At 61.1% G+C, this 25,366-nt stretch carries 21 protein-coding genes; 14 read left to right on the top strand and 7 right to left on the bottom strand.

The window, feature by feature from the left end:
• The first annotated feature begins 270 nt into the window (after positions 1 to 270).
• Positions 271 to 1,236, top strand: a complete 966-nt coding sequence (locus HMPREF2971_RS03405; RefSeq protein WP_049340464.1) for an Abi family protein — start codon at positions 271 to 273, stop codon at positions 1,234 to 1,236.
• A gap of 162 nt (positions 1,237 to 1,398) precedes the next feature.
• Here HMPREF2971_RS03405 and HMPREF2971_RS03400 read toward each other — a convergent pair whose 3' ends face one another.
• On the bottom strand, positions 1,399 to 1,599 hold the full coding sequence (locus tag HMPREF2971_RS03400; RefSeq protein ID WP_371325813.1) for a hypothetical protein: 201 nt from the start codon (positions 1,597 to 1,599) through the stop codon (positions 1,399 to 1,401).
• A gap of 235 nt (positions 1,600 to 1,834) precedes the next feature.
• On the opposite strand from HMPREF2971_RS03400, the gene folP reads away from it, so the two are divergent.
• The 11 genes from folP (at position 1,835) to HMPREF2971_RS03345 (ending at position 15,529) form a co-directional block, all read left to right on the top strand.
• The gene (folP, locus tag HMPREF2971_RS03395; RefSeq protein WP_049349891.1) at positions 1,835 to 2,794 is read left to right on the top strand and encodes a dihydropteroate synthase; all 960 of its coding nucleotides are present in this window, start codon (positions 1,835 to 1,837) and stop codon (positions 2,792 to 2,794) included.
• 68 nt (positions 2,795 to 2,862) lie between these two features.
• Positions 2,863 to 3,276: a dihydroneopterin aldolase gene (gene folB / locus HMPREF2971_RS03390; RefSeq protein WP_012902770.1), complete on the top strand. Its 414-nt coding sequence runs from the start codon at positions 2,863 to 2,865 to the stop codon at positions 3,274 to 3,276.
• Entirely contained in the window at positions 3,276 to 3,896 is a 621-nt protein-coding gene (gene folK / locus HMPREF2971_RS03385) for a 2-amino-4-hydroxy-6-hydroxymethyldihydropteridine diphosphokinase (protein WP_049349892.1), read from the top strand. Before folB ends, folK begins: the two co-directional genes overlap by 1 nt.
• Positions 3,897 to 3,941: 45 nt before the next feature.
• Complete coding sequence (locus HMPREF2971_RS03380) at positions 3,942 to 4,460, top strand: DUF3180 domain-containing protein (protein ID WP_012902773.1); 519 nt, start codon at positions 3,942 to 3,944, stop codon at positions 4,458 to 4,460.
• Entirely contained in the window at positions 4,447 to 5,280 is an 834-nt protein-coding gene (locus HMPREF2971_RS03375; RefSeq protein WP_049352733.1) for a PH domain-containing protein, read from the top strand. Before HMPREF2971_RS03380 ends, HMPREF2971_RS03375 begins: the two co-directional genes overlap by 14 nt.
• Positions 5,280 to 7,115, top strand: coding sequence for a PH domain-containing protein (locus HMPREF2971_RS03370; RefSeq protein ID WP_070604953.1), 1,836 nt, complete (start codon positions 5,280 to 5,282; stop codon positions 7,113 to 7,115). Before HMPREF2971_RS03375 ends, HMPREF2971_RS03370 begins: the two co-directional genes overlap by 1 nt.
• A 128-nt stretch (positions 7,116 to 7,243) precedes the next feature.
• Entirely contained in the window at positions 7,244 to 8,206 is a 963-nt protein-coding gene (locus HMPREF2971_RS03365) for a Rossmann-like and DUF2520 domain-containing protein (protein ID WP_049340444.1), read from the top strand.
• Positions 8,203 to 9,150, top strand: coding sequence for a pantoate--beta-alanine ligase (panC, locus tag HMPREF2971_RS03360; protein ID WP_049352737.1), 948 nt, complete (start codon positions 8,203 to 8,205; stop codon positions 9,148 to 9,150). Before HMPREF2971_RS03365 ends, panC begins: the two co-directional genes overlap by 4 nt.
• 52 nt (positions 9,151 to 9,202) lie before the next feature.
• Positions 9,203 to 10,786 carry a lysine--tRNA ligase gene (gene lysS, locus HMPREF2971_RS03355; RefSeq protein WP_080973351.1) on the top strand — a complete coding sequence of 528 codons (1,584 nt, stop codon included), beginning with the start codon at positions 9,203 to 9,205 and terminating at the stop codon, positions 10,784 to 10,786.
• Between the two features lie 678 nt (positions 10,787 to 11,464).
• Complete coding sequence (locus tag HMPREF2971_RS03350) at positions 11,465 to 11,818, top strand: histone-like nucleoid-structuring protein Lsr2 (RefSeq protein WP_049360019.1); 354 nt, start codon at positions 11,465 to 11,467, stop codon at positions 11,816 to 11,818.
• A gap of 1,128 nt (positions 11,819 to 12,946) precedes the next feature.
• Positions 12,947 to 15,529 (top strand): ATP-dependent Clp protease ATP-binding subunit, encoded by a 2,583-nt coding sequence (locus HMPREF2971_RS03345; protein ID WP_070604967.1) that lies wholly within the window; start codon positions 12,947 to 12,949, stop codon positions 15,527 to 15,529.
• Between the two features lie 134 nt (positions 15,530 to 15,663).
• On the opposite strand, the gene HMPREF2971_RS03340 is transcribed toward HMPREF2971_RS03345, so the two are convergent.
• Entirely contained in the window at positions 15,664 to 16,731 is a 1,068-nt protein-coding gene (locus HMPREF2971_RS03340; protein ID WP_065423848.1) for an HhH-GPD family protein, read from the bottom strand.
• A 93-nt stretch (positions 16,732 to 16,824) separates the two neighbouring features.
• On the opposite strand from HMPREF2971_RS03340, the gene HMPREF2971_RS03335 reads away from it, so the two are divergent.
• A complete protein-coding gene (locus HMPREF2971_RS03335; RefSeq protein WP_049363606.1) occupies positions 16,825 to 17,622 on the top strand; it encodes a hypothetical protein in 798 nt (265 codons plus the stop codon).
• Positions 17,623 to 17,721: 99 nt separating this feature from the next.
• On the opposite strand, the gene HMPREF2971_RS03330 is transcribed toward HMPREF2971_RS03335, so the two are convergent.
• Positions 17,722 to 17,961, bottom strand: a complete 240-nt coding sequence (locus tag HMPREF2971_RS03330; protein WP_049349900.1) for a hypothetical protein — start codon at positions 17,959 to 17,961, stop codon at positions 17,722 to 17,724.
• Between the two features lie 167 nt (positions 17,962 to 18,128).
• A complete protein-coding gene (gene disA / locus HMPREF2971_RS03325) occupies positions 18,129 to 19,205 on the bottom strand; it encodes a DNA integrity scanning diadenylate cyclase DisA (RefSeq protein ID WP_070507302.1) in 1,077 nt (358 codons plus the stop codon).
• Between the two features lie 208 nt (positions 19,206 to 19,413).
• On the opposite strand from disA, the gene radA reads away from it, so the two are divergent.
• Positions 19,414 to 20,847: a DNA repair protein RadA gene (gene radA, locus HMPREF2971_RS03320; protein ID WP_070691299.1), complete on the top strand. Its 1,434-nt coding sequence runs from the start codon at positions 19,414 to 19,416 to the stop codon at positions 20,845 to 20,847.
• Positions 20,848 to 20,966: 119 nt separating this feature from the next.
• Here the strand turns inward: radA and HMPREF2971_RS03315 are convergent, their stop codons facing one another.
• From HMPREF2971_RS03315 to HMPREF2971_RS03305, 3 genes are all read right to left on the bottom strand, one after another.
• Positions 20,967 to 22,295 (bottom strand): FUSC family protein, encoded by a 1,329-nt coding sequence (locus tag HMPREF2971_RS03315; protein ID WP_049363601.1) that lies wholly within the window; start codon positions 22,293 to 22,295, stop codon positions 20,967 to 20,969.
• 171 nt (positions 22,296 to 22,466) lie between these two features.
• Positions 22,467 to 24,206, bottom strand: coding sequence for a polysaccharide pyruvyl transferase family protein (locus HMPREF2971_RS03310; protein ID WP_070691296.1), 1,740 nt, complete (start codon positions 24,204 to 24,206; stop codon positions 22,467 to 22,469).
• Positions 24,207 to 24,208: 2 nt separating this feature from the next.
• A complete protein-coding gene (locus HMPREF2971_RS03305; RefSeq protein WP_070691395.1) occupies positions 24,209 to 25,276 on the bottom strand; it encodes a glycosyltransferase family 2 protein in 1,068 nt (355 codons plus the stop codon).
• Positions 25,277 to 25,366 lie beyond the last annotated feature (90 nt).

Here is a 25,366-nt window from a genome sequence, read left to right as displayed (position 1 = left end):
CAGGACCGGTCTTCTTTTTGTTAACGCTACGTACAGTGCTCTTCACGTACCGTTGTTGATGAATATATGACTGTTCCTCTCCTCATCAGGAGCGAAAATAACCGTGGCCGGTTCCGCCCATCAGGGGTCTGGAGCCGGTCATCGTTTTTAAACGATGACCTTAGTAAGACAGAGATGACTTACATGCCGTGTAGTTATACCCTTAATATCCTTATATTGATATTATTAAAGAGTTCCGATGATGAAATGATATCAAGCGATGGATAGTGCATGTCTTCAATCGTAAAGCCATTTAAAACATATGAACAGCAGGTTGGAATCTTGCGGCAGCGAGGTATGCTCGTAGGTTCTCAGGAACATGCCGTTCACGTCCTTGAGCGTGTTAGTTACTACCGTCTGAGTGGTTACTACTATTCGTTCCGGCGACCGGCAGGAAGTGGGCGGCGCTCGGATACTTTCATGCCCGGAACTGTCTTTGAAGATATCGTGGCCCTGTATGAATATGACCGTAATCTTCGGTCTATTGCGTTTTCGTACTTCTCGCAGTTTGAGGTGTATTTGCGGTCCCGCCTAGGGAATTTACTGGGGGAAGTAGACCCTCTCATATACGAGGATGAAGCCCGGTGTGATCTTCAAGGTAGTAAAAGGCGCACTGCTTGGAATAGATTCACGAGAAAAAGCGAACAACTTATTCGTACTTCTGAGGAAGAATTCGTGAAGCATCACCGTGAGCAATACGGCGGGAAGTTGCCTGTGTGGGTAGTGGTGGAAGTTCTAGATTTAGGGGCTCTGCAGAATCTGTATTTGGTCTCCCCGCCAAATATTCGGCGAGATATCGCGAAAGCCCTGGGGTGTACTGACCCCCAACTGGAAACCTGGATTAACTCGCTGCGGGTAATGCGCAATATTTGTGCGCATCAAAGTAGGTTCTACAATAAGCTGCACCCAGAGCCTCGCTTACCGCGTGTGTTGAGAGGTGGAAGAGTTGAGAGCCCTGAAATCCGTGAGGTTGTTGACCTATTTGGTGTGCCACAGGCTGAAGAGAACCATAAGATGTGTAAAACCTTCGGCATGCTCACCCTCCTCAAATATCTGATGGACCAGGGTGGAATCGGGGATACGGAATCTCTAACGCAGATTCTGAAGGAACGTCCTAATATTTCCGTTCCTGGAGTTGATATCTCGCGTGCTATGGGTATACCGCGAGGTTGGGAAGAAACCCGTTTGTGGAGCTAAAATCTTCACTGCTTATAGACACGCTGAAAGGGGCGGAGGTGAAAACCTCCGCCCCTTTTTCGCATCGCCAAAGTGCTCTGAGAATGTATTCTGAGCCGGTACCTTCCGCGGCTGTGGCAGCGCCGGTAGTGCCGCACCGCAGAAGCTAGAAGAGCCCCGCCGCTAACGCTGCAGGCTACCCTTCGCCTCGCTCGGATTATCCCAGCCCAGGGCAAGAGTCGCGATCAAGCCCACGGCAATGAAACCGCAACCGGTCGCGGTGCCGAAAGCAATCCAGCGCACGGCGGGAGCACCTTCAGCAAGCACAATAGTCACCAGCGCGGCAAGAGCCACCAGGGAAAGGATCCAAGCTCCAGTCTTCATATTCACAACGAGTCACTTCCTAGAGTATGTATGTGTGGGTGCGCGCCACCGACCGGGAACGCGCCAGGCACGGTATGCGTGCCCTCCCAGCATACCCTTAAATAAGTATCTGTAATGCAAATATTGCATGTTGTGTCCCCAAAATCGTCCCGTCGCTGTCCCAACCCCCGCCTCAATCCCCCTTCCAATCACAGCGGCAAACATGGGAGCACCACAGATTCGGTACGATAAATTTATGACTGAATCCACACACACCACCCGTGTAGCCCCTCTGCCCTGCGACGCGCTCGCCGCCGAACGCACCCTCGTGATGGGCATCCTCAACGTCACCCCCGACTCCTTCAGCGACGGCGGCCAGCACTACGCCGCCACCGACGCCATCGCCCGCGCCGCCCGCATGATTGCCGAGGGCGCCTCCATTATCGACATTGGCGGTGAGTCCACCCGCCCCGGTGCCGTGCGCATCAGCGTGGAGGAGGAGCAGCGCCGCATCCTGCCCGTCATCGAGGCAGTCGCGCAGATGGGCACCACCATCAGCGTTGACACCATGAACCCGCAGACCGCTCGCGCCGCCATTGCCGCCGGTGCGCACATCATCAACGATGTGTCCGGTCTGAACGTGAGCAATGAAATGATTGAAACCGCCGCTGAACTGCAGGTGCCGTACATCCTCATGCACGCCCGCGGCACCTCCCAGACCATGGACAGCCTGGCGGAGTACCCGCGCGGCGTGGTCACCGAGGTTGTGGAGGAGCTGACCGATCTGCGTGAGCGTTTCCTTGCCGCCGGTGTGCTGCCGCAGAACCTGATTCTTGACCTGGGTCTGGGCTTTGCGAAGGGCGGCATGCAGGACTGGGAGCTGCTCGCCGCCCTTGACGAGCTACAGGGCTTGGGCCACCGCCTGCTCATTGCTGGTTCCCGCAAGCGTTTTATCGCGAACGCCCTCACGGCGGCGGATATGGCGCTGGCTGAGCGCCTGAACGCGAGCGGCTTCACCGCAACCGATGCGGGCGAGGCGGAACGCGAACTGTGGCAGTCGCTGTCGGAGCCGCGCCCGGCTGAGCACCGTGCGGCAGCCTCCGCGGCGGTGACCGCCCTGGTGGCGGCGCGCGGCGTGTGGGCGGTGCGCGTGCACGACGTGCCCGCCAGCGTGGATGCGGTGACGGTCGCCTCCGCGCTGCGCTCCGTAAGCTAAGGCTCTGCCAGCTAGAACCACTACCCACAACCTCCGACTACCCGAATACCCTCTAGGAGACCCCCCCAATGACCCAGGCAGATTACGCCCACCGCGACCGCATCACCCTCACCGGCATTACGGCCAAGGGCTACCACGGCGTGCTCGACTTTGAGAAGCGCGACGGCCAGCCCTTCGTCGTGGACGCGACCCTGTACAGTGATTTTTCCGCCGCAGCCGCCACGGATGACCTGACGAAGACCACGAACTACGCGCTCGTGGTTGACCTGATTCACCGCCACGTGACGAACGGTTCGCTGGACCTGATTGAGACCCTTGCGGTGAACATTGCCGAGGGTATCCTTGCGATGTTTGAGCTTGTGGAGGCGGCGGAGATTACCGTATCGAAGCCGCAGGCGCCGATTGAGTTGCCGTTCGGTAACGTTGCGGTGAGCGTGTTCCGTGAGCGTGCCGCGGAGCGTGTCGTGGAGGGCGGCCGCTAGTGGCTGGCACCCAGACAACCGATACGCAGAAGCCCAACACCCTGAAACACCGCGCGGTGCTGGCGTTGGGCTCGAATCTGGGCGAAAGCGAAGACACCCTGGAGCGTGCCGTCGCCGACCTGGTGGCGGGCGGCGTGCAGCTGGTGCGCGCCTCCGGGCTGTACCGTACCGCCCCGGTGGGTGGCCCGGTGGGTCAGCCGGATTTCGTGAACGCGGTCATTGAGGTGGCCACTGACCTGGGCGCCTACGAGCTGCTGAAGCTGTGTAATGCGGTGGAGGCGGCGCATCACCGTGAGCGCCTGGTGCGTTGGGGCCCGCGCACCCTCGATATTGACGTGATTGACTATGACGGCGTGATCTCTGAGGATCCGGTGCTGACTTTGCCGCATCCGCGGGCGCAGGAGCGTGCTTTCGTGCTGGTGCCGTGGGCGCAGATGGACCCGCAGGCACACTTGACGGTGACCCGGCGTGCGGAGCCTTCGGGGGAGCGGCCGGATGAGGTTCCTGCGCCGCTGAGCCGCGAGGTCGTGAACGTTGCGGAGCTGTCCCGCACGCTGCTTGGGGCGGATGAAGACGCTATCAGCTATATGCGTGAGATGCAGGTACCTGATCAGCCTTAAATGTGGCACTCTGGAAGGTAGAGGAACCTACCGAAAGGAAACACCATGAAGCCCCTGAGTTATCGGGCGATTATTGTGGCGGCTGTGTGCGGTGCCGCTGCCGCTCTTATGGTGAATTCCGTGATGATTGGCGCCGGTTTTGGTGAGATGAATTTTTCGTGGATGCTCGGCGCGGTGTGCCTGCTGGTTGCGGCGGGTGCCGTGTGGCTGGGTGTGCAGGTGGCTCGTTATCGTCGTATTCAGACGCGTGAGAAGGTGCCGCATATGGGCCCGATTCTTGCGGCGCGTGCGGTGGCGTATGCGCAGGGTTCCATCATGACCGGTGCCCTCTTGACGGGCTGGTGCGCTGCGATTCTTGGTTACCATGTGGCGATGGTGTCTGTGCGCGGTTTTTCGGTGGTCTTTTGGGAGGTCCTTGTTAATTGTGTGGGCAGTGTTGCCCTGCTGATTGCTGGGCTATGGGCTCAGCATTGTTGTCGTATTCCGCCGGAGGATGATGAGGATGCGGCCTCCTCTTCCGGTGCTGTAAAGCCGCGAGAGGGAGGAACCTATGTCGGCTCCTAACCAGAATAGTTATTCGCCAAATGGTCGGTACGGGCAGGACGCTCAGAACGGCCAATACGGTCAGTATGGGCAGAGTCAGCCCGGTCAGCCCGGTCAGCAGGGTCAGTACGGGCAGAACCAGTATGGGCAGTACCAGCAGGCGGCTTACGGTCAGCCTGGTGCCCAGCATGGACAGCAAACCCAGCATGACCAGCAGGCGCAGTATGGACAGCAAGCACAGTACGGTCAGCAGGTTCCGCCGGCTGCCGCGTACCCGAACGCGCCTCAGCAGGCACCTTCTCAGCCTGCGCAGCCGGTAAGCCCCCAGCCGGTTACCTCGCAGCCCGTGCCGGAGCCGCAGTGGGTGCCCGCCGCCTCCGGCTACCTGACGGTTCGTTTTGTTCACACTATTTCTGCTTTGGTGTTCCCGATTCTTGCGGGTGCGGCTTTGTATTGTGCGGGTGCGTTCTTTGGCGGCCCGGAGGTGCTACGCATCGTCGGCCTGGTGGTGGTCGCGGTGTTTGGTCTGTGGGGTCTGTGGTGGATTCTGACCACTCCGCGCCGTACTCGTGCGCTCGGCTACGCGCTGGAGTCGAATCATCTGATGGCTCGCCGCGGTATCGTGTTCCGTTCGATGAGCTCTATGCCGTACGGGCGCATCCAGTATGTTGATGTGGATTCTGGTCCGCTGGAGCGCATGTGCGGTGTTGCCCGCCTGACGGTGCGCACGGCGGGTACGACCACTGGCACGATGGTGCTGTTCGGTATTCCGCTGAACGTGGCGGAGGAGCTGCGTGCGGATCTGGTGCGCCGCGCCGATGAGCGAATGGCGGCACTCTAATGAGTACCCCGGTTCCGAATAATAACGCCCCGAACTCTCAGGAGCAGAAGTGGTGGCGTGCCGATATTCGCACGTTCATCATGAACCTCTGGTTCATTATTCTGTTGGCGTTTGGTTTCTTCCAGAGCATTATCCTGAATATTTTGACCACCCCGCCGAACGAGTGGGGCGCGCGCCTGACGCAGGCATTTGATGAGAACAGCAGCTACTTCAGCGCAACGTACTCGCAGCTTATAGGCTTCGCCGTGCTCGTGCTGATTCTGGTTGCTGGCTCGATTGACTGGTGGTTTACCCGCTACAGCCTGGACGATTTGGCGATTCACCGCCGTAGCGGTTTTCTGTTCAAGAAGAACCGCACGATTCGCCTGGAGAGCGTGCAGAGCGTGGACATTTCGCGTCCTCTGGTGGCGCGCCTGCTGGGTGTGTCGGAGCTTCGTTTTGAGGTGGCTGACGGCTCTTCGGAGGCGCTGCACATCAAGTACGTTTCCGCCCGCAAGGCGGAGGTTCTGCGCCGTACCGCGATGGCGAGCATCAACCTGTTGCGTTCGGAGGCGGCGGGCCGCCCGGTCGACGTGCTGCCCGAGAGCATGCAGATTTCGGCGGAGCGCATGCCGGACGCGGATCAGCTGCATCAGCCGTTCGAGGCATCTTACGAGGCGTCCTATGGTGCGCCCGTACAGAGCGGCACCCAGCCCACTAATCAGCAGATGGCACCTCAGCAGGGCGGCTACTCGCAGCCCGCACCCGAGCAGGGCATCCAGCAGCCCGGCGCATCCCGCCGCGGCGCTCGCATGCCGATGCCGGTCGCGGCTGACCCCTCGCAGCCGCCGATTTTCCGCATCTCGAATGTGCGTCTGATTGCCTCCATCATGCTGGAGCACCTGGTGTGGCTGGTGCCCGCCGTGGCCCTCATGGTTGGCATTGCCGTCTTCGCCGCGATCATGGGTGGCGAGAGCCCGTTCCTGATTTTCATGGCGTTGCTACCCGGCACCTTCGTACCGCTGCTTGGTTACTTGGGTACGTTGTGGGCACGTTTTGACGGTGCCGCGAACTTCAAAATCACCCCGAGCGGTCAGGGTGGCGTGACCCTGCGCTACGGTTTCACCGGCACGCACACTCAGAACGTGATGGTTGAGCGTATTCAGGCACTCGCCGTGGAGCAGTCCATTCTGTGGCGTGCGTTCGGCTGGTACCGCATCAAGATGACCATTGCCGGTATCGGTATTGAGAAGAACGACAACCAGAAGGTTGTGACCCGCAATGTTGCCCTGCCGGTTGGCAATAAGCAGGAGACGCTGATGGTGTTGCGCCTGCTGTTGCCCGCCCTGGATGAGGTGCAGGCGCAGGTGCTGCTGGATACCGCCAACGGTTCACTGAAGAGTCAGAAGCCGCAGGTTCCGGCAATGATTGTGACCCCCTCTTCGGCGCGCTGGATGGACCTGCTCACCTGGAAGCGTAACGGCGTGACCACGGTCGGTTACACTGCCGGTTCGGTGCAGGCGACCACCCGCATTGATTCTGATGCGGCGCGTTCGAGCGTTGGTGAGCATACGCGCGGTGACCTGCTGCTGATTCGTGGCGGCTACTTTATCCGCACGCTGTCGATTGTGCCGGTCAGCCGTGTGCTGAGCGTGAGCCGAGGCCAGGGTCCGCTGCAGCGTGCCTTCGGATGTGCGAGTGTGCATTTCGGTACGGTGCCCGGCCCGGTACGCACGCTCATGATGCACTTGCCGCCGCGTATCTGCGAGGATTTGGTGTGGTTGATGACGGTTCGGTTGGAGGGTATTGAACCCTACTACCGCGTACCTGAGCCGGTACTGAGCGGACGCCCCTAAGCCAGCCCGCTAGCTAAGCTAACCCGCCAGCTAAGCGGGCAGCAAAACTACAGAACGCGCCCTGCCGTCAGTGTTCTTCGTGACACCGGCGGCAGGGCTGCCGTGAAAGGGAGAATATACTTAAAGCCGTGATACAGCATTCAAAACCTGCGCGTTTAGGCATTGGAATTATTTCAGCCGGGAGGGTCGGATCCGTCCTAGGTGCGGCTTTGCGCGCCTGTGAGCACAGGATTGTGGGTGTTCACGCGGTGTCTGAGGCTTCCCAGGAGCGCGCCGCGATGCTGCTTCCCGATGTGCCGTTGCTGCCGGTGGAGCAGATTGCTGAGCGTAGCGAATTGCTGATTCTTGCGGTTCCCGATGACGAGCTACCGGGTCTTGTCACCTACCTGGCGTCCTCGGGAAGTATTACCGCCGGTCAGATTCTGGTGCACACCTCCGGCCGTCACGGCACCGAGGTTCTCGCACCGGCGACCGCGCTGGGCGCTATCGGTTTGGCGATTCACCCCGCTATGACGTTTACCGGCATGTCCGTGGACCTGCAGCGCCTGAACGGCACCTGCTTCGCAGTGACCGGGCCTGCACCGTTCATCCCGATTGCTCAGGCACTCGTGGTGGAGATGGGCGGCGAACCCGTGCACGTTGCCGAGGCCGACCGAGCGCTCTACCACGCAGCCTTAGCGCACGCCGCGAACCACCTCGTGACCATCCTGGGTCAGTCCCAGCAGATGCTCGCCTCCATCGGTATTGAGGACCCTGCACGCTACATGGGGCCGCTCGTTCGAGCCGCCGTGGACAATGCGCTCGCCAGCGGTGAGGGTGCTCTCACCGGGCCCGTGGCACGTGGAGACGCAGGCACCGTGAAGGCTCACCTTCAGGCTCTGAATGAGTACTCAGAGCATGAGAAAACAGGTGATATTACAGACTCTTATGCCGCTCTGGCACACGCAACCGCAAAAAGAGCGCATAATAGAGGTTTGTTAAACGATGAACAACTGGGACGAATTGAGAATCTGCTGGGTGAGTCTTCGGACCGCAACCACCCCGGCGATATTGATGATTCAGCCCCCGAAAACAAGGAGTTCTCGTCATGACTGAGACTTCGATGCCCCGAGTCGTGACCACCATTGCGGATTTCCGCACGGCAATCACCGAATCCCTTGCCGCAGCGCAGGAGGAACTGGACCGGGCCGCCCGCCAGGAGGCGGAGCAGAACGGCACCGCAGTTCAGTACACGAACGCATCCCTGGGCTACGTGCCCACCATGGGCGCCCTGCACGACGGCCACGCAACCCTGTTGCGTCGCGCCGCTGAACAGAATGATGTAGTGGTCGCCTCCATTTTTGTGAACCCGCTGCAGTTTGGCCCCGGCGAGGATTACGAAGCATACCCGCGCACCCTGGAGGCAGACGCTGCCCTGGCTGGTGCCGCCGGTGTTGACATTATTTTTGCCCCCGAGGTTGAAGAGATGTACCCCGACGGTGACCCGCTCATCCGCATTTCGAGCGGCGAGCTGGGCACCAAGTTTGAGGGTGCGACCCGCCCGGGCCACTTTGATGGCGTGCTGGCTGTGGTCAATAAGTTCTTCAACATTATTCGCCCCGCAGCCGGTAACCACCCGGTGAATGCGTACTTCGGTCAGAAGGACGCTCAGCAGTACATCCTGATTCAGCGTATGGTGCGCGATTTCAACCACGACGTGACCATGCGCCCTGTGGCGATTGTTCGCGAAGATAACGGCCTGGCGCTGTCTTCGCGTAATAGCTACCTGTCGGATGAGGAGCGCGAGTCTGCCCTGGTGCTGTCCCGCACCCTGGCTATGTTGCGTGAGAATTCGCTGAACCGTGGCTTCCACGAGATTGATTTGGACGGTGCGCGTGAGCGTATCAACTCCACTCCGGGTGTACGCCTTGACTACCTGGAGCTGGTCGACCCGATGACTTTCGGTGAGCCGACTGAGGAGTCGGAGCGAGTGCTGGCACTGGTTGCTGCGTTCGTTGGCCCGACCCGCCTGATTGACAACATGGACCTGCGCTAAGCGTTCGTTCGTTTAGAAGAGTCCCCAACACACTACACAGATAGGTATCACTGTGAGCACTGAGCACACTGCCGCACCGGCGATTGCTGATATGTCTGAGCAGATGCAGATTCGCCTGGAAAAGCGTGCGAAGCTAATCGAGTCGGGTCGCGAGGCATACCCGGTGGGTCTGCTGGATTCTGAGGGTAACCGCGTGGAGCCCAACCACATTGAGGATTTGCGCGCCGAGTACGATCCGAAGCTGGCTGCTGAGGAGCTGAAGGCTGGCGACGAGACTGACCGTGTGGTGCATGTTGGTGGCCGCGTGGTGTTCGTCCGTAACACCGGTAAGCTGTGCTTTGCGACCCTGCAGGGTGGTACCGAGGGTAAGCGCATCCAGGCGATGCTTTCGCTGGCTGAGGTGGGCGAGGAGTCCCTGGCGGAGTGGAAGTCCCTGGTTGACCTGGGTGACCACGTGTTCGTGACCGGCCGCGTGATTGTTTCTCGCCGTGGCGAGCTGTCCATTATGGTGACCGATTGGAAGATGGCGTCGAAGGCTCTTCGCCCCATGCCGGTTCTGCACAAGGACCTGAACGAGGAAACCCGCGTTCGCCAGCGTTACCTGGACCTGATGGTTCGCGAGGAGGCTCGGGAGCTGGTGAAGAAGCGCGCCCTGATTACCCGCACCGTCCGCCGCGTGCTGGAGGATCACGGCTACATTGAGGTTGAGACCCCCGTTCTGCAGCTGGTGCACGGTGGCGCGACTGCTCGCCCGTTCCGCACCCACCTGAACGCCTTCGATCAGCCGATGACCATGCGTATTGCGACCGAGCTGCCGCTCAAGCGCGCAGTGGTTGGTGGCATTGACCGCGTGTACGAGATTGGTCGCGTGTTCCGCAACGAGGGCGTCGACTCGACCCACAGCCCCGAGTTCACCACCCTGGAGTGCTACGAGGCGTACGCCGACCAGTTCGTAATGGCCGAGCGCATGAAGGAGATTATCCAGAGCTGCGCGAAGGCTGTCGGCACTGAGCGTATTGAGACTGAGAACGGCACCATTGACCTGTTTGGTGAGTGGAAGTGGGTTGGCGTGTACCCGGGCCTGTCCGAGGCCGTGGGCGTCGAGATTACCCCGGAGACCGACGCGTCCGTTCTGCGCGAAATTGCTGAGAAGCACGAGGTGGACATCGACCCGAAGTGGGACGCTGAGAAGCTGGTGACCGAGCTCTTCGGAGAGATCGTTGAGCCGACCCTGGTGAACCCGACCTTCGTGTACGATTACCCGCCGAGCGCTCAGCCGCTGGCTCGCCCGCACCGTTCCGGTGAGCCCCTGATTGAGGCGTGGGACCTGATTATTGGCGGTATGGAGCGCGGTACCGCGTTCTCCGAGCTGATTGACCCGGTCATTCAGCGTGAGCGCCTGACCGCTCAGTCGCTGCTGGCTGCTGCCGGTGACGATGAGGCGATGGAGCTGGATGAGGACTTCCTGCGCGCCCTGGAGCACGGTGCACCCCCGATGGGTGGCCTGGGTCTGGGCATTGACCGTCTGATTATGTTGCTGGCGGGCGATCAGGATCCGGAGCGTCCGGGTACTGTGGTGCGTCAGCCCGGTATTCGTGAGACTATTCTCTTCCCCCTGATGAAGCCGGAGGCCTAAGCTTCCCCTTCACCTGTGAGGGTGTTAATGCGGCGGGTGCCGCGGATACGGTTGTATCTGCGGTACCCGCCGTTTTCTGTGTACTCTTTTGCACGGTGTATAGCTTCTGGGGTGGGGTTTCTGTTTATTTACACAGGTCAGGGGCGTTTTTACTCTATTCTGGTGCTGATTTATGCTGCTCTATTCACTCTGGCGGGGGTTTCTGCTCTTATGCATGAACGCGTTACATAGAAAATAATGAGGGGTTGAGAGGTGGCAGAATTTCGCTTTTGAATAGGGCTGAAATGTATGGTGTGAATGGTCTAATGTGCAGGCTCGTGCGGGCGCTATATTGCGCTCAGATTGTCGGGGACGCCGGGGCGCATTATTAGGTGTCTTTGTCTCTGGGGGCTGTGTCTGCTGTCTGGAAGAATCCAAAGTATTTGCACTCTAAACTTCACTTTAATGTTCTTGTAGCGAGTGCAGATTTAGCGGGGATGCACAGAAGCGATATATCGCTGCGGGTGATTGGTGCATTGTTTCAATGCTCAGAATATTTTCGGAATTTTTAATACAGTTCTGTTACTATATGAAAGAAAATTAGTACATAAATATATCCGGCACATTATTTTCTCAATCCCGATAGAGGCTTTTGAGTTTACTCCACAGGATATATGCAACAGATGAGGAGGTGCCTCAATGGCACAGAAGGTTCGCATCATCCTTGAAGACGATCTCGACGGCGGCCCCGCAGACGAAACTATCCGTTTTGGCCTGGACGGCGCTCACTACGAAATCGATCTGTCCTCCGCAAACGCAGCTCGCCTGCGTGACGCTATCCGCCCCTTCGTAGCGAAGTCCCGCCGCGTGCAGGGCACCGCTGCCCAGCGCACCCGTGCTCCCCGTGGCACCGCTGCTCCGGTTAAGCGCAACCCCGAGACCGCAGCAATCCGCGAATGGGCTAAGGCTAACGGCCACAAGGTTTCTGACCGTGGCCGCATCCACCAGGATGTTCAGGACGCATACTACGAAGCAATGAAGGCTCAGGGCTAAAGGCTCTCAGTATTCACGTTGTCGGAGGGTTTAGTGCTTTAGGGTTCTAATCCTCCGGGCGCTAAAGGCGGATGGTGTTCTCACTGTCCGCCTTTAGTTTTGCCCCGGTATTTCTTGATATGAGTTGCATATCTGCTGGGGGTGGTGGGGTGTTTTTATATCACCCACCCCAATTAACTATTTACATGTAAAATATATTGATCCTTTGCTGATGCCCGCTTCTGAATTATTAGGAGGAATATCCGAGAATCGGATGCGCAATATGGTGTCGAGTTCAGGCTCCCCATTTAGATTTCATGCATCGGCAGGAACACTAAAGGTAATGGTGCATTAATCTCTTCAAAGCGGGGGATATGCACTGTGATATTCATGCGATCGTTGCGTTGGGTATTCCATCGAAGGGGCTGGAATGTACTGACTGAAATTTTCGAATAATTGGGAGCCCTGCATCTTCGGTGGGGCTTTCAGAACTTACGGATTATCTCTTGATGGGGCGCCGAAATGATGCGGGAATTATCCGGAAAATAAGCGCCGCGTTATCCGGCAAATATTTTTTGCGAATTATTGAAATTTCTCACTTAAACATATAAATTTTTAAAAATTTCTGCAATATATTCATGCACGTGCAGGAAACAAGCGGTTTAGGTGTTGGTCTATGTGGGTTCTTGTGTGTTCGCCCCTCCCGCAAACCCTCGTATCGGCACCGTAGACCCTCGGAACCCACTTGTAGCACCTGTCCGCGGTACATCCGACGGCAATATGCGCACACTCTGCACAGGAAACCCCGGGAAAAGCAGCCAACCCCGGGAAAAGCAGCTAGGACCGGCAAAAGTAGCTAGCCCCGGCAAAAACAGCTGGCCTCGGGAGAAGTAGTCAGCACCGACAAAAACAGCTAGCACCGACCTGGCGGCACCCATCCACCTTCAGGTAGGCTCACCTGCGTGAGCTAGACCCCTCAAAACTACCCCTGCACCCCGCCAGAAGCCCCGAAGCCGCGCCTAAACCGCCCCTAGAACGCCCCGAACAGCTCATCTGTTCTCTTGATGGCGAACAGACGCCCATCAGCCCGCCCTTTCAGCCGCGCTCAACGTACTCTTGTATCAATAGGAAAATGCAAGGAGTGCGTAAATGTTTGAACGCTTTACCGATCGAGCTCGGCGCGTTGTGGTGCTTGCCCAGGAAGAGGCACGCATGCTCAACCACAACTACATCGGTACCGAACACCTTCTGCTCGGTCTGATTCACGAGGGCGAAGGCATCGGTGCCCGCGCCCTGGAATCATTGGGCGTTACCCTGAACGCAGTACGTGAACAGGTTCAGGACATCGTCGGCCCCGGCCCCCAGGCGCCTAACGGCCATATCCCCTTCACCCCGCGTGCGAAGAAGGTTCTCGAACTGTCCATGCGCGAGGCTATTCAGCTGAACCACGGCTACATCGGCACCGAACACATCCTGCTGGGCATGGTTCGTGCAAACGAGGGCGTGGCAAACCAGGTGCTGGTCAAGCTGGGCGCTGAGCCCGCTGCCGTGCGCCAGGCTGTTATGGACCTGATTTCCGGCTACCCCGGTAACAACTCTGGCGATAAGGAAACCGCCGGCGTGGGTGCAGGTAACTCTCGCGAAGGCACTCCCGCGGGTTCGACCATCCTGGATCAGTTCGGCCGCAACCTCACCGCAGCAGCGCGTGAGGGCGAGCTGGACCCGGTCATCGGCCGCCACAAGGAGATGGAACGCGTCATGCAGGTCCTCTCCCGCCGTACTAAGAACAACCCCGTGCTGATTGGTGAGCCCGGCGTCGGTAAGACCGCCGTCGTGGAGGGCCTGGCACAGGCTATCGTGCACGGTGACGTTCCCGAAACCCTCAAGGACAAGCACCTGTACACCCTGGACCTCGGCTCCCTGGTCGCAGGTTCGCGCTACCGCGGTGACTTCGAAGAGCGCCTGAAGAAGGTCCTGAAGGAAATCCGCTCCCGCGGCGACATCATCCTGTTCATTGACGAGATTCACACCCTCGTTGGTGCAGGTGCCGCAGAGGGCGCGATTGACGCTGCCTCCATCCTCAAGCCCATGCTGGCTCGAGGCGAACTGCAGACCATCGGTGCAACCACTCTGGACGAGTACCGCAAGCACATTGAGAAGGACGCCGCTCTGGAGCGCCGCTTCCAGCCGATTCAGGTTGATGAGCCCTCTCAGGAGCTCGCTGTGCAGATCCTCAAGGGCGTGCGCGATAAGTACGAGGCGCACCACCGCGTCACCATTACCGACGAGGCTATCGAGACCGCCGTGAACCTTGCGGCACGCTACATCTCTGACCGCTTCCTGCCGGATAAGGCTGTCGATCTGATTGACGAGGCGGGCGCACGCCTGCGCATCAAGCGCATGACCGCACCCCCGGAAATCAAGCTGCTCGACGAGAAGGCCGCCAAGCTGCGCCAGCAGAAGGAAGACGCCATCAACTCCCAGGATTACGAGAAGGCCGCAGGCCTGCGTGATCAGGAGCAGAAGGTCCTGGCTGAGAAGGAAGAAGCCGAGAAGGCATGGCGCGAAGGCGGCGACGCATTCGGCACCGTGACCCCCGAGGTTATTTCTGAGGTTCTTGCCGCTTCCACCGGTGTTCCGGTCTACAAGATCACCGAGGAAGAGTCCAGCCGCCTGCTGACCATGGAGCAGGAGCTCCACAAGCGCGTTATCGGTCAGGAGCACGCTATTGCGGCACTGTCCCGCGCTATCCGCCGTACCCGTGCAGGTCTGAAGGACCCGCGCCGTCCCGGTGGTTCGTTCATCTTCGCCGGCCCGACCGGTGTGGGTAAGACCGAGCTCGCTAAGGCTCTTGCCGAGTTCCTGTTCGGCGATGAGGATTCGCTCATCACCCTGGATATGTCCGAGTACCAGGAGAAGCACACCGTCTCCCGTCTGTTCGGTGCGCCTCCCGGCTACGTTGGCTACGATGAGGGCGGCCAGCTGACCGAGAAGGTCCGCCGCAAGCCCTTCTCCGTGGTTCTGTTCGACGAGGTTGAGAAGGCTCATGCCGACCTGTTCAACTCGCTGCTGCAGATCCTGGAAGACGGTCGCCTGACCGACTCGCAGGGTCGCGTGGTGGACTTCAAGAACACCGTCATCATCATGACCACCAACCTGGGCTCGCGCGATGTGAACCGCCGCATCCCGGTCGGTTTCCAGGCGATGGATGACACCGCAGCCGACTACGAGCGTATGCAGGCACGCGTGATGGAGAACCTCAAGGAGCACTTCCGCCCCGAGTTCCTGAACCGTGTGGACGACATTATCGTCTTCCCGCAGCTCTCCGAGTCTGAGATTCTGCAGATTGTGGACCTGTTCGTGGGTCGCCTGGCTAAGCGCCTGGCGGAGCAGGATATGTCCATTGAGCTGACCAACGCTGCGAAGGTTCTCATGGCGGCTAAGGGTTACGACCCGTCCATGGGTGCTCGTCCGCTGCGCCGCGAGATGCAGCGCAACATTGAGGACGCCCTGTCTGAGAAGATCCTCTTCGGCGACATCAAGCCCGGTGAGAAGATCACCGTGGACGTTGAAGGTGAGGGCGACTCCGCGAAGTTCGTCTTCTCTTCTCAGCCGATGAAGGAGCTGGCTCTGGATTCGGTGCAGGAGCTGAACGAGGGCGAGTCTTCCGAGGCTCCCGCTGAGACTCCCGCAGCTGAGGCACCTGCCGCTGAGGGTCAGGGCAACGACTAGGCTCTGGAATAAGCTCTAGGTAGCTAGGCTTTAGCGCACTAAACGCCTGTGGGGCGGTACCGGAATCATCCGGTGCCGCCCCACAGGCGTTTCTATGCTTTTGGGAGGCTCCAGGAGCTCCTCTGCGGCGGGTACTAGAGCGAGACGAGCACACTATCGCCCTGCGTGACTTCGCGGGCGAGAGAGTCCGCCAGCAGCCCCGCGTAGCAGCGCTGCAGCTGCTCGGTGGCGGGGGAGAGGGCGTACAGCGCCTTCAGTGGACGATGCACCGCGGCGGGTGCATCAGCCGGGAACGTAAAGTCTGGCGAAGAGGCTGCAACGGGTGAAGAGGTCGTATCGCCAGCCGAGGCTACACCCGCACCTACTCCCGCACCCAGGATGAGCTCGCGATTCACCGGCTCATGTGCCGCACGCAGCACCGCCATGACCGCACCGCGCACCTGGCGGTCCGTGCCGTGCCAACTCTGGCCCTTGGGGGTGTAGTCCGCCTCCGGCTTGCCCGCCGCAACCCAGGCGCACAGATCCTCCACCGGGCACAGTTCGCAGGTCGGGGACTTTGCCGTGCAGACCAGCGCACCGAGCTCCATGGTCGCCGCATTCCACAGGCAGGAGGTGGGGGTATCGGCGGGCATGAGCGCCTCCGCCAGGCGAGTCTCAGCCGCCGTCAACGAACGCGAGGGTAGCGCCTTACCGGATACCGCACGGGCGTGCACGCGGCGGATATTCGTATCAATGACCGTGGCGCGCAGACCGAACGCGAACACGCTAATCGCCGCCGCCGTGTAAGAACCCACGCCCGGCAGAGCCAGCAGCTCCTCGTAGTCGGCGGGAACCTTACCGCCGTGCTGCTCCACAATCGCCACAGCGGCACCGTGCAGACGCTGCGCGCGGCGCGGGTAACCCAGGCGGCCCCAGGCGCGCACCGCCTCCGAGGCGGGCTCGGCGGCAAGGTCGGCGGGGGTGGGCCAGCGGCGCATCCACTCCTCCCACACGGGTAGAACGCGCTTGACGGGGGTCTGCTGCAGCATAAACTCGCTGACCATCACGCCCCAGGGGGTGCACTCGTCACGACGCCACGGCAAATCGCGTGCCTGGTCGAGGAACCACCCGTTGATTCGGCGGTGGAGCGCCTCGGTATTCGTGCCTTCGGGCAGGGCCGGTTCGGGGCGTGTGCGTGCGGTGCGGTTGGGCTCTGAGGTCATCCGAAAAGCCTACGCCACAGGGCATATATTCCCAAAACTGCATGAATAGAGTTCACTGTGATTCTCAGGGTTAAACCCGGTATCCTTAAGAGTATGTCTGAAAATGGTCCCGTTCTGCCTCCCGAAGTCTACCGCCGCCGTCGCATCGTGGCGGTTATTGCTCTGCTCGCTGTCATTCTGCTGTTGGTCGCTGGCGTGACCTCCATGGTCGGCATGATTAACGGCAAGAAGGACGCCACTGTAGCCTCCACCGCGACGCCTTCCGGCGCGCCCTTCCAGAGCTTCAGCGCTCGCCCCTCCGAAACTGCTTCGGCCACCCCGTCCGCTAGCGCGACTGCCTCTGCAACCGCGTCGGCTACTGCTTCGGCAACCCCCTCGGTGACCGCTTCTGCGGCACCCACTGCAAGCGTGACCACCGCCGCGGCAACCCCTGCGGCAACCACCCCCGCGGCGACCCCGACTACCCCCGCACCGGCACCCTCGGTGACCACTGCGGCTGTTGCTGCGGCGTGCACCGCGAACGACCTGAAGGTGACCGTCACCCCCGCGAAGCGTACCTTCGCAGCCGGTGAGCAGGTGTCCTTCCACGTGACCTACACGAACTCCTCGAAGACCCCCTGCGCTGTGGGCGGCGAGGGTGCGAACACCGGCGTGGACCTGAACATTACCTCCGGTGCAGCTCAGGTGTACACCCGTAGCCTGTGCGCGGCGACCGCCGTTCAGAAGGCTGAGGTAGCCGCAGGTGCCGAGGGCGCAACCGACCTGGCGTGGGACCGTAAGATCAACGTTCTGGGTTGCTCCTCCGCTTCGACCGCTCAGAAGGGTTCCTACTGGGCTGCGGTGACCGTCAATGGTGTGAGCTCGGCTCCGGTGAACTTCGTGATTCAGTAGTTCACTTCTATAGTTTTCGCCCCCGTGCGGGCGTGAGAAGCCCCCGTGCTGGATGTTCTTCCGGCGCGGGGGCTTCTCGTATGAGCTTTTGTCTGGCTATTACTTGGAGGCGCGGGGCTTGGCGAAGCGGCGCTCGCCCAGGTACCCGAGCAGGCTACCGAATGCGGTCCATTGCAGTGCCGCCAGCAGCAGGGTGGACAGGTCGGTCACCTCAAAAGAATTGGGGATGACCTTGAACCACAGTAGCGGCAGGTAAATCAGGAACAGAATGGGGGACGCCCACACAAAGAACGGGACGGGGCGTTTGGTCGACGGATACTTGGTTTGTGAGTACGACATTGTGACCTCCAAGGGGTGTCATGATGCTTGAGGCATCAGGGTGCGGCGGGGGGGGGGAGGGGGAACTCCGCTGTTACTACATCATAATGCAAAAGGTTCTCGTGAGGTCAGAAAAAGCCACCGTGCCAGATAGTCTCCGGTGCGGGGGCTTCTCGTATGAGCTTTTGTTAGAGGTACTTCTCCAAACTGCTCTCCGCCATGCGGGACAGCTGCTCACGCACCGTGCGGGCACGAGCCTCACCCACACCGTCCACGGCGCGCAGATCCTCAAGGGACGCCGCCATCAGAGCCTGCAGGCTGCCGAAGCGCTCCACCAGACGCTCAGAAATAGCGTTCGGGATGCTCGGAATACCGGCGAGCAGACGGAAACCGCGAGGCTGCAGGGGGAACTCCAGGTCGGGGTTCTCACCAAAGCCGACAGTGCGGGCAATCGTGCGCAGATCCACGATGTCCATATCGTCCAGGTTCTGAAGCGCCTCAACGCCGGCGGTAATCAGCTCGTCGTTCACCTCGGGCAGGTAATCGCGCAGAATCAGGTCGCTAGCGGTCATCTCGGGGGCGCGCAGCTCCTCCAGCTGCAGGGCAATCAGGCGGCCGTGCACGCCGAGCTCCAGCACGTAGTGGCTGACCTCGCGGATAATGCGGTTCACCATCTCCATGCGCTGCAGGGTCATCGCCACGTCGCCCAGGGAAACGTTCGACTCAATCTCCTGAGATGAGAGGTTGGAGAGCACCGAACGCAGACGCTTCTTATAGCTTTCAAGGGTCTGAATCGCCTGGTTTGCGCGGGCCATCAGGTACTGGCTGTCCTCAACCATGTAGCGGGTGCCGTCAACGTACACCGAAATCACGGACATCGACGCGCTCACCGAAATCACCGGGAAACCGGTCTGAATCGCGGTGCGTTCGGCGGTGCGGTGGCGGGTGCCGGACTCGTTCGTCTCAATGGAGGCGTCCGGCATGAGCTGCACGCCGGCGTGCAACAGGCGGGTGGCGTCGCGGTCGCAGATGATAGCGCCATCCATCTTCGCCAGCTCGCGCAGGCGGGTTGCCGAGAACTCGGTGTCGATGTTGAAACCGCCCGAAGACAGGGAGGATACGGTGCGGTCGGATCCGAGTACGATGAGCGCGCCCGTACGGCCACGCATGATGCGTTCCAGGCCCTCGCGGAGCTCGGTGCCGGGGGCGATTCGGGCGATAGTTTTCAGCAAGAGGTCACTATAATTCATCTGCACGAAAACCATTGTACCCATAAGGGTGGTTATTGAGCCAGGTCAGGGGCGGAACGGCGGGCTAAAGTGCCTCAAAAGCGAACGAGTATTCTCGATATTTATACAGGAGTGCACGAGGTGAAATTATCTGCATATAAGGGTAAAAATACGTTCTGCGGTACCCCATTTCGCCGTGACCAAACACCGCGCACCATATCGCTCCAGACCCTAAAATAGACCCATGACCGCGCGCACAAAAAACACCAAAACCGCACCCGCCTACCGCTGCACCGAATGCGGCTGGACCACCGCCAAATGGGTAGGCCGCTGCGGCGAATGCCAAACCTGGGGCACCGTCGAAGAAGCTGCCGGGGCCACCCGTGCGCGCACCCGCGCCGCATCCAGCGTGCAGAAACCCGCCCAGCCCATCGCAGAAGTCGACTCGCGCGTAGCCGCCTACATGAGCACCGGAAACCCCGAATTTGACCGCGTGCTCGGCGGCGGACTCGTGCCCGGCGCGGTTATCCTCATGGCGGGCGAACCCGGCGTGGGCAAATCCACCCTGTTGCTGGATGTCGCCGCCACCTTCGCGCGCGGCACCGCCGGGATCGCGGGGCAGCAGGGGGTGCAGAATATCGCGCCCCAGCCGCCGCGCCCGGTCCTGTACATTACCGGCGAGGAATCCGCCGCGCAGGTCAAGCTCCGCGCCGACCGCATCCGCGCCATCGCGGACACCCTCTACCTGACCAGCGAAACCGACCTCGGCACCGCCCTGGCGCATATTGAGCAGGTCAATCCCTCCCTGCTGGTCATTGACTCCGTGCAGACCCTCGCCTCCGCGGAAGTTGAGGGTAGCGCCGGCGGTGTGACCCAGGTGCGTGAGGTTGCCGCCTCCGTGATTGCCGCGGCTAAGGAACGCAATATGTGCACCCTGCTCGTGGGTCACGTGACTAAGGAAGGCACCATCGCGGGCCCGCGCCTGCTTGAGCACCTGGTGGACGTGGTCTGCCAGTTCGAGGGCGATAAGCACTCGAATATCCGCATGCTGCGCGCGATTAAGAACCGCTTCGGACCCACCGATGAGGTGGGCTGCTTCGACATGCACGAGGACGGCATCGCGCCCGTGCTGGACCCCTCCGGCATGTTCGTCTCCAGCACCCCGCACCCGGTGGCGGGCACCTGCGTGACCGTCACGATGGAGGGCCGCCGACCCCTGCTCGCGGAGGTACAGGCGCTACTGGATCAGGCGGTGGCGCCCGCCCCTCGCCGTACCGTCTCGGGCCTGGATTCGGCGCGTATTCAGATGCTGCTGGCGGTACTGCAGCGCCGCGCCGGGCTGAACGTGGGCAAGCTCGACTGCTACGTCTCCACGGTGGGCGGCGCAAAAATTGCCGAGCCCGCCGCCGACCTGGCGTGCGTCATGGCCCTTGCCTCGGCGGCGCAAAATAAGCCGCTACCGCGCAAACTCGCGGTCTTCGGCGAGGTCGGCCTGGCGGGTGAGGTGCGCGCCGTTCCGGGCATCCGCCAGCGCATTGCGGAGGTGGGCCGCCTGGGCTTCACGCACGTGCTGGTGCCCGCCTCCCCGACCGGCGTGGGGGACGTGCCCGAGGGGGTCACCGTGCGCGAGGTGACCACCCTGGGCGAGGCGCTGGCACTACTCTTCCCGCAGAAGTAGCCGCCCGCGCATCAACAGCATAGAGATAGCGGAGGAGGGGGCTCCCGGCTGACGTGAAGGTCACCGGGAGCCCCCTCCGCTGTGTCTTGACGGTCGCCACTGACCCCGCTAGAACCCCGCTAGGAGGAGCGGCTCTCCTCCTCGTTCTCGTGCAACATGATGTTGATCGAGCGGGTGTGGAGCTTGTTCGTGCGGTGGGTGTTCACCGCGCTATCGGTCACGTCGTCAACCACCATGGAGTCATCCATGTCAGCGTCAACAATCGGGATTACCGAGGTACGCGGTGCATGTTTGGTGACCGCCTCACCCAGGGGCACCAGAACCGCCACGGCGTCCTGGTGGGACATACCGGTTGCCTCCATAAAGTCGACCACGATCAGGCGGAGCATCAGCACGAGCGACTCGCCCTCAAAGGTCGCCACACCCATTGTGCGCGGCTCGAGGGTGCCGGCAAGCTTAATCATGCGCTCGCGTGCCTCCATCATGTAGTGCTCGCGTTCGCCCTCCGTCGGGGCAGACATGCCCAAGCCGAGGCTCTGCGCCGCCACCGACAGCTCGGTCAGCGCGTCACTGAGTGAAAGCTGCGCGGCGGTGCGTAGCTGCACGTGGTGAATCGTGGACGCCATACGGCGGTTGAGCACACGGTCGTTACGGATCGCCAAATCCACCGCGGCGAGGGTCTTTGCCATGCGCGCCAGCTCGCCCTTGCTCTTGCGGCTATTCCAGGACAGCTCATTCATACCCTGCGCGGTGATCAGGTCGCCTCGGCACGCATCATACAGCGGTTGCAGGGCGCGTGCATCAAGCAGGCTCTGGTACGCCTTGTTGTAGTCGTAGTAGCGGATTGCTTCGGAGGAAAGCTGGAAAACCTTCGCGAACGCATCCATGAGAGCCTGCGCGCGGGCACGCGGGTTCTTACGCGGGTCGCGTGGCATCAGGTACATGGCGAGGAACGCAAAGGCGCCACCAACGATACCGTCGAAACTGCGGGTAAACGCATCGTCAGGTACGGGCAGCAGCAACGTGAAACAGGCCTGGAAGCTGAGCTGAATCGTAAAAATAATGCCCTTATCAATAAATCGGGCAATAATCACGGTCAAGAAAAGCACCACTGCCGCCTGCCAGGTGCCGTGACCGAGCAGAATCAGCAGAAGGTCGCCAATGAGAATGCCGAGGGTCACGCCGAAGGACACCTCAAGGATTCGGCGGGAATGCTTAGCACCGCTTACATAGCCGAGGGATACGAGGGCGGCAACCGGCGCGAAAATGGGTTCCTGGTGGCCCAGGATGTGCTCAGCGAAAAGCCAAGCGCCCATAGACGCCGCAACAATCTGCACAGACTGAAAGAAGTCAGCCCGGACTCGGTGAATACCCTCATGGACGAACTGCCGGGTGTTCTGTTCAGTAGTGCGTAGAATCTCTGCGAAGCGTGCCATGAGCACCATCATACCGGCGCGTGTGCTCTGTACAAGGGGGTAGGGGAGTGTTGGGTGCAAGTGTGAGAGACCCCGCGCCCCGTACCCGCCCTATACCCGCTCCGAAGCCGCGTTTTTCGCGGAAACCTAGCTCCAAAACCGCTGCTCTAGCTCCGTTACGCAGCCTGGCCCCCGTTATGCAACCTAGCCGCGGAGGCGGCGCGCCACCCTCGCCAGCAGGCCCGGATTCGTCTCGGCGGGCGCTTCAGAAGATGACTCAGACTCAACGGCGACAGGATGCGTTTCTTCGGCGCCGTGTGCCCCGTGAACACCGTGCGCGCTGTACCCGCCACCGATTGCGCGGGCACGTTCGAGCTGCCGGCGGTGCTCAGCATCCCAGGAGTGCGCCCGGTCAGACATCGCCCACTCGAAACCCGCGGTGAGGGAGGTTTCGGTAAAGAGATCGCGTGCGGCGCGGACGGTTGCACCCAGCGGCTCGGGGAGAGCCGGGGTTTGCTCTGCGGCAGGGAAAGGCGCGGGGGCTTCTGCCTCGCCGCTAGTTTCTGTATCAGAGCCAAGAATCTGCGCAAGCAGGTAGGCACGCTCGGTGCGCAGCACCTCCAGCAGCTCGGTGCGGCGTGCATCCGATGCCACCGCCGCGTGCCGCAGGGCGGCGGCAACCATCAGCTCGGGAACGCCACCGGCGAGCATGCCCAGCGGCAGGGTGAACTCGCCCAGCCCGTACTGGCTCAGCGCGCCGCCCACGCGCATCTGCGTGAAGGCGTCCGGCACGAGGGCGAGCACGGGAATACCCGCTGCGGCGGAGAATACCGCCGGGTGGTAGCGGCTGGTCAGGGTGAACGCCGCCGCCCGGTGCACGGTGATGCTCTGGTCGGCGTGCAGAATCGGCAGCAGGGTCGCCGGGGTGGAGGGGCTGAGCTGCTCGGCGATGCGCTGGTGTGCCTGAATATCGCCGCTTTCGGGGTTCTGCGGGTCGCCAAAATGGCTCAGGAACACGGGTGCGTAGTCGTGCTCGCGCCACATGCCGTCGAGCAGGTGCGCGATTTGCTGTGCCTGCTGGTCGGTGCACTCGTTGACGGTCACGCAGACGTAGTGCTCCGGCAGCTCGTTAAGCGCCTGACCTGCGGGAATACCCTCCGCATAGTGCAGGGTACGCGCGGGGGAAGTCGGCAGGTAGTCGGTGGCATCGTCCACGCTCAGGCGCGCGTCAATACCCCGCTCACGGCACCAGGCGAGGGAAGAATGTTCACGCACCGTCACCGAACGGGCGGTGCGCAGCATACGCTCCAGAACCTGCGCATCCTCAGGATTGAGCACCGGGCCCAGGGACTGGCCGGTCACGTACACGGGCACGCCCGCATGCTCGGCGGCACGCACCGCGGCGGCGCGTTCGTAGAGCAGCCAGCCGTAGCGGGAATTGAGGTTGCCGCCGCCGGAGACCACGACCGCGTCCATGGTGGCGATAGCGTCCGCGAACTCCACCATGCGCTCAACGGTCTGCGCCAGCGGATGCAACACCTCCGGCAGCGCCTGCACCTGCGGCAACACCGACAGCTCGGCGGTGGAAGGGTGCTCCCGGTCGGCGTGCAGCTCCGTCAGGACGCATTCGAACGCCGCGAGGGTCAGCTCGCGTTCAGCCGGTGCCCAGGGGAAGAGGAGGAACAGCAGGTATCCGTAGGGCGTGCCCGCCTCATGCTGTGCCGCCTCATGATTCACCGCCGCGCCAATATAGCGCGCCGAATGATCCACATCGCGGGTCATGAGGGTGACCGCCGCGCCGCCTTCGGAAAGCGCCGCAGCGCTCGCAATGGTCATGGCTTCGTCGCCTACGTGGTAGGTGTGCTGGCCGATATCGCCAATGACGAGCACGCGCGGTGCTTCAGTAACGGGCAGTGCTGTAGAAGAATGATTGTTCTCTGTCATGGCTATGCGCCCTTCTGATCTGCCGACTCAGCCTCAGCACCGCGACGAACCAGGGAACGCTTCGCCAAGGAACGCAGCGCGCGGCCCGGAGTGCGCAGGTGCTTGAGAACCCGCAGACGCTCCTCAATGCTCTGCTGGCGGGACTCAATAGCCTGTTGACGAGCCTCGATACGCTCCAGGCGGCTCTCGATAGAGCGCAGAATGTCCAGGGATTCACGGGTCAGATCGTGCCCGTCAATCACGCGGCGCTCCAAGTCAGCCGCCAAATGCGCCTGGTACAGGTACGCACCCGGTCGGGCACCCGCCTGCAGATCCTCGCGGATAGCGCGGGCACGCACCATCGAATCGAAGCGGGCATGCTCAGCCTGACGCTTCACGCTATTTGCCTCAGCACCTTCTGCATCGGGGCGTAGCGACCAGTACGCCAGCGGCTCATCCACCAGCAGAATATCCGCAACGGAGGCGGCACGCATGTTGAACTCCCAGTCGCCGACCACCGGCAGGGACTCGTCGTAGAAACCGACCAGCTCGTGTAGGCTGCGGCGGTAGAGAATACCGATTGGCACGGCACGGTTCGTGCGGAAGAGGAACTGCAAACCCATGCCGGGCAGGCCGTCGTGGAAAATACGCTCCTCGTACACCTCGAACTCGCCGTCGGCGTTCTCACGTTCGTACCGCTCCACAACGCGGGTGGTGCACATGAGCGCGCCGCTCTCTTCCAGCGCCGCGACGGTGCGCTCCAGGAACTCGGGTGCCCATAAGTCGTCGTCATCGTGAATCGCCACGTATTCGGAGGTGGTCGCCGCCAAACCGGCGTTGGATGCCGCCTCCATGTTGCCGCCGGCGGTGGTCAGCAGCTGCACGCGGCTGGAATCGTGCGCGTTAGAACCCAGCAAACCCAGTGGAGAAGCCTCAATGACGGCGCGGGTTGCCTGCTCGTCGCCTCCGTCGTTAATCACGCAGACCGTGTAGTCGGTGAAGGTTTGCTGCGCAATGTTCTCCAGGGTGCGGCTCAAGAAGCGGGGGCGGTCCTTTGTACGGACCAGAATAGCTACGGTAGGAGAAGACATAACCACAATCAGTCGAGGGTGAGTGGGCGCGTGCCAGCCCAAGAACTCAACCATTATGAGGGTGTGCACCGTTCAGACTCAACCCGCCGC

The organism is Rothia sp. HMSC066G07, from assembly GCF_001814485.1.
Lineage (GTDB): Bacteria > Actinomycetota > Actinomycetes > Actinomycetales > Micrococcaceae > Rothia.
Note: the sequence above shows the minus strand (reverse complement) of the source record. Positions and strands in the feature narration are given on the sequence as shown.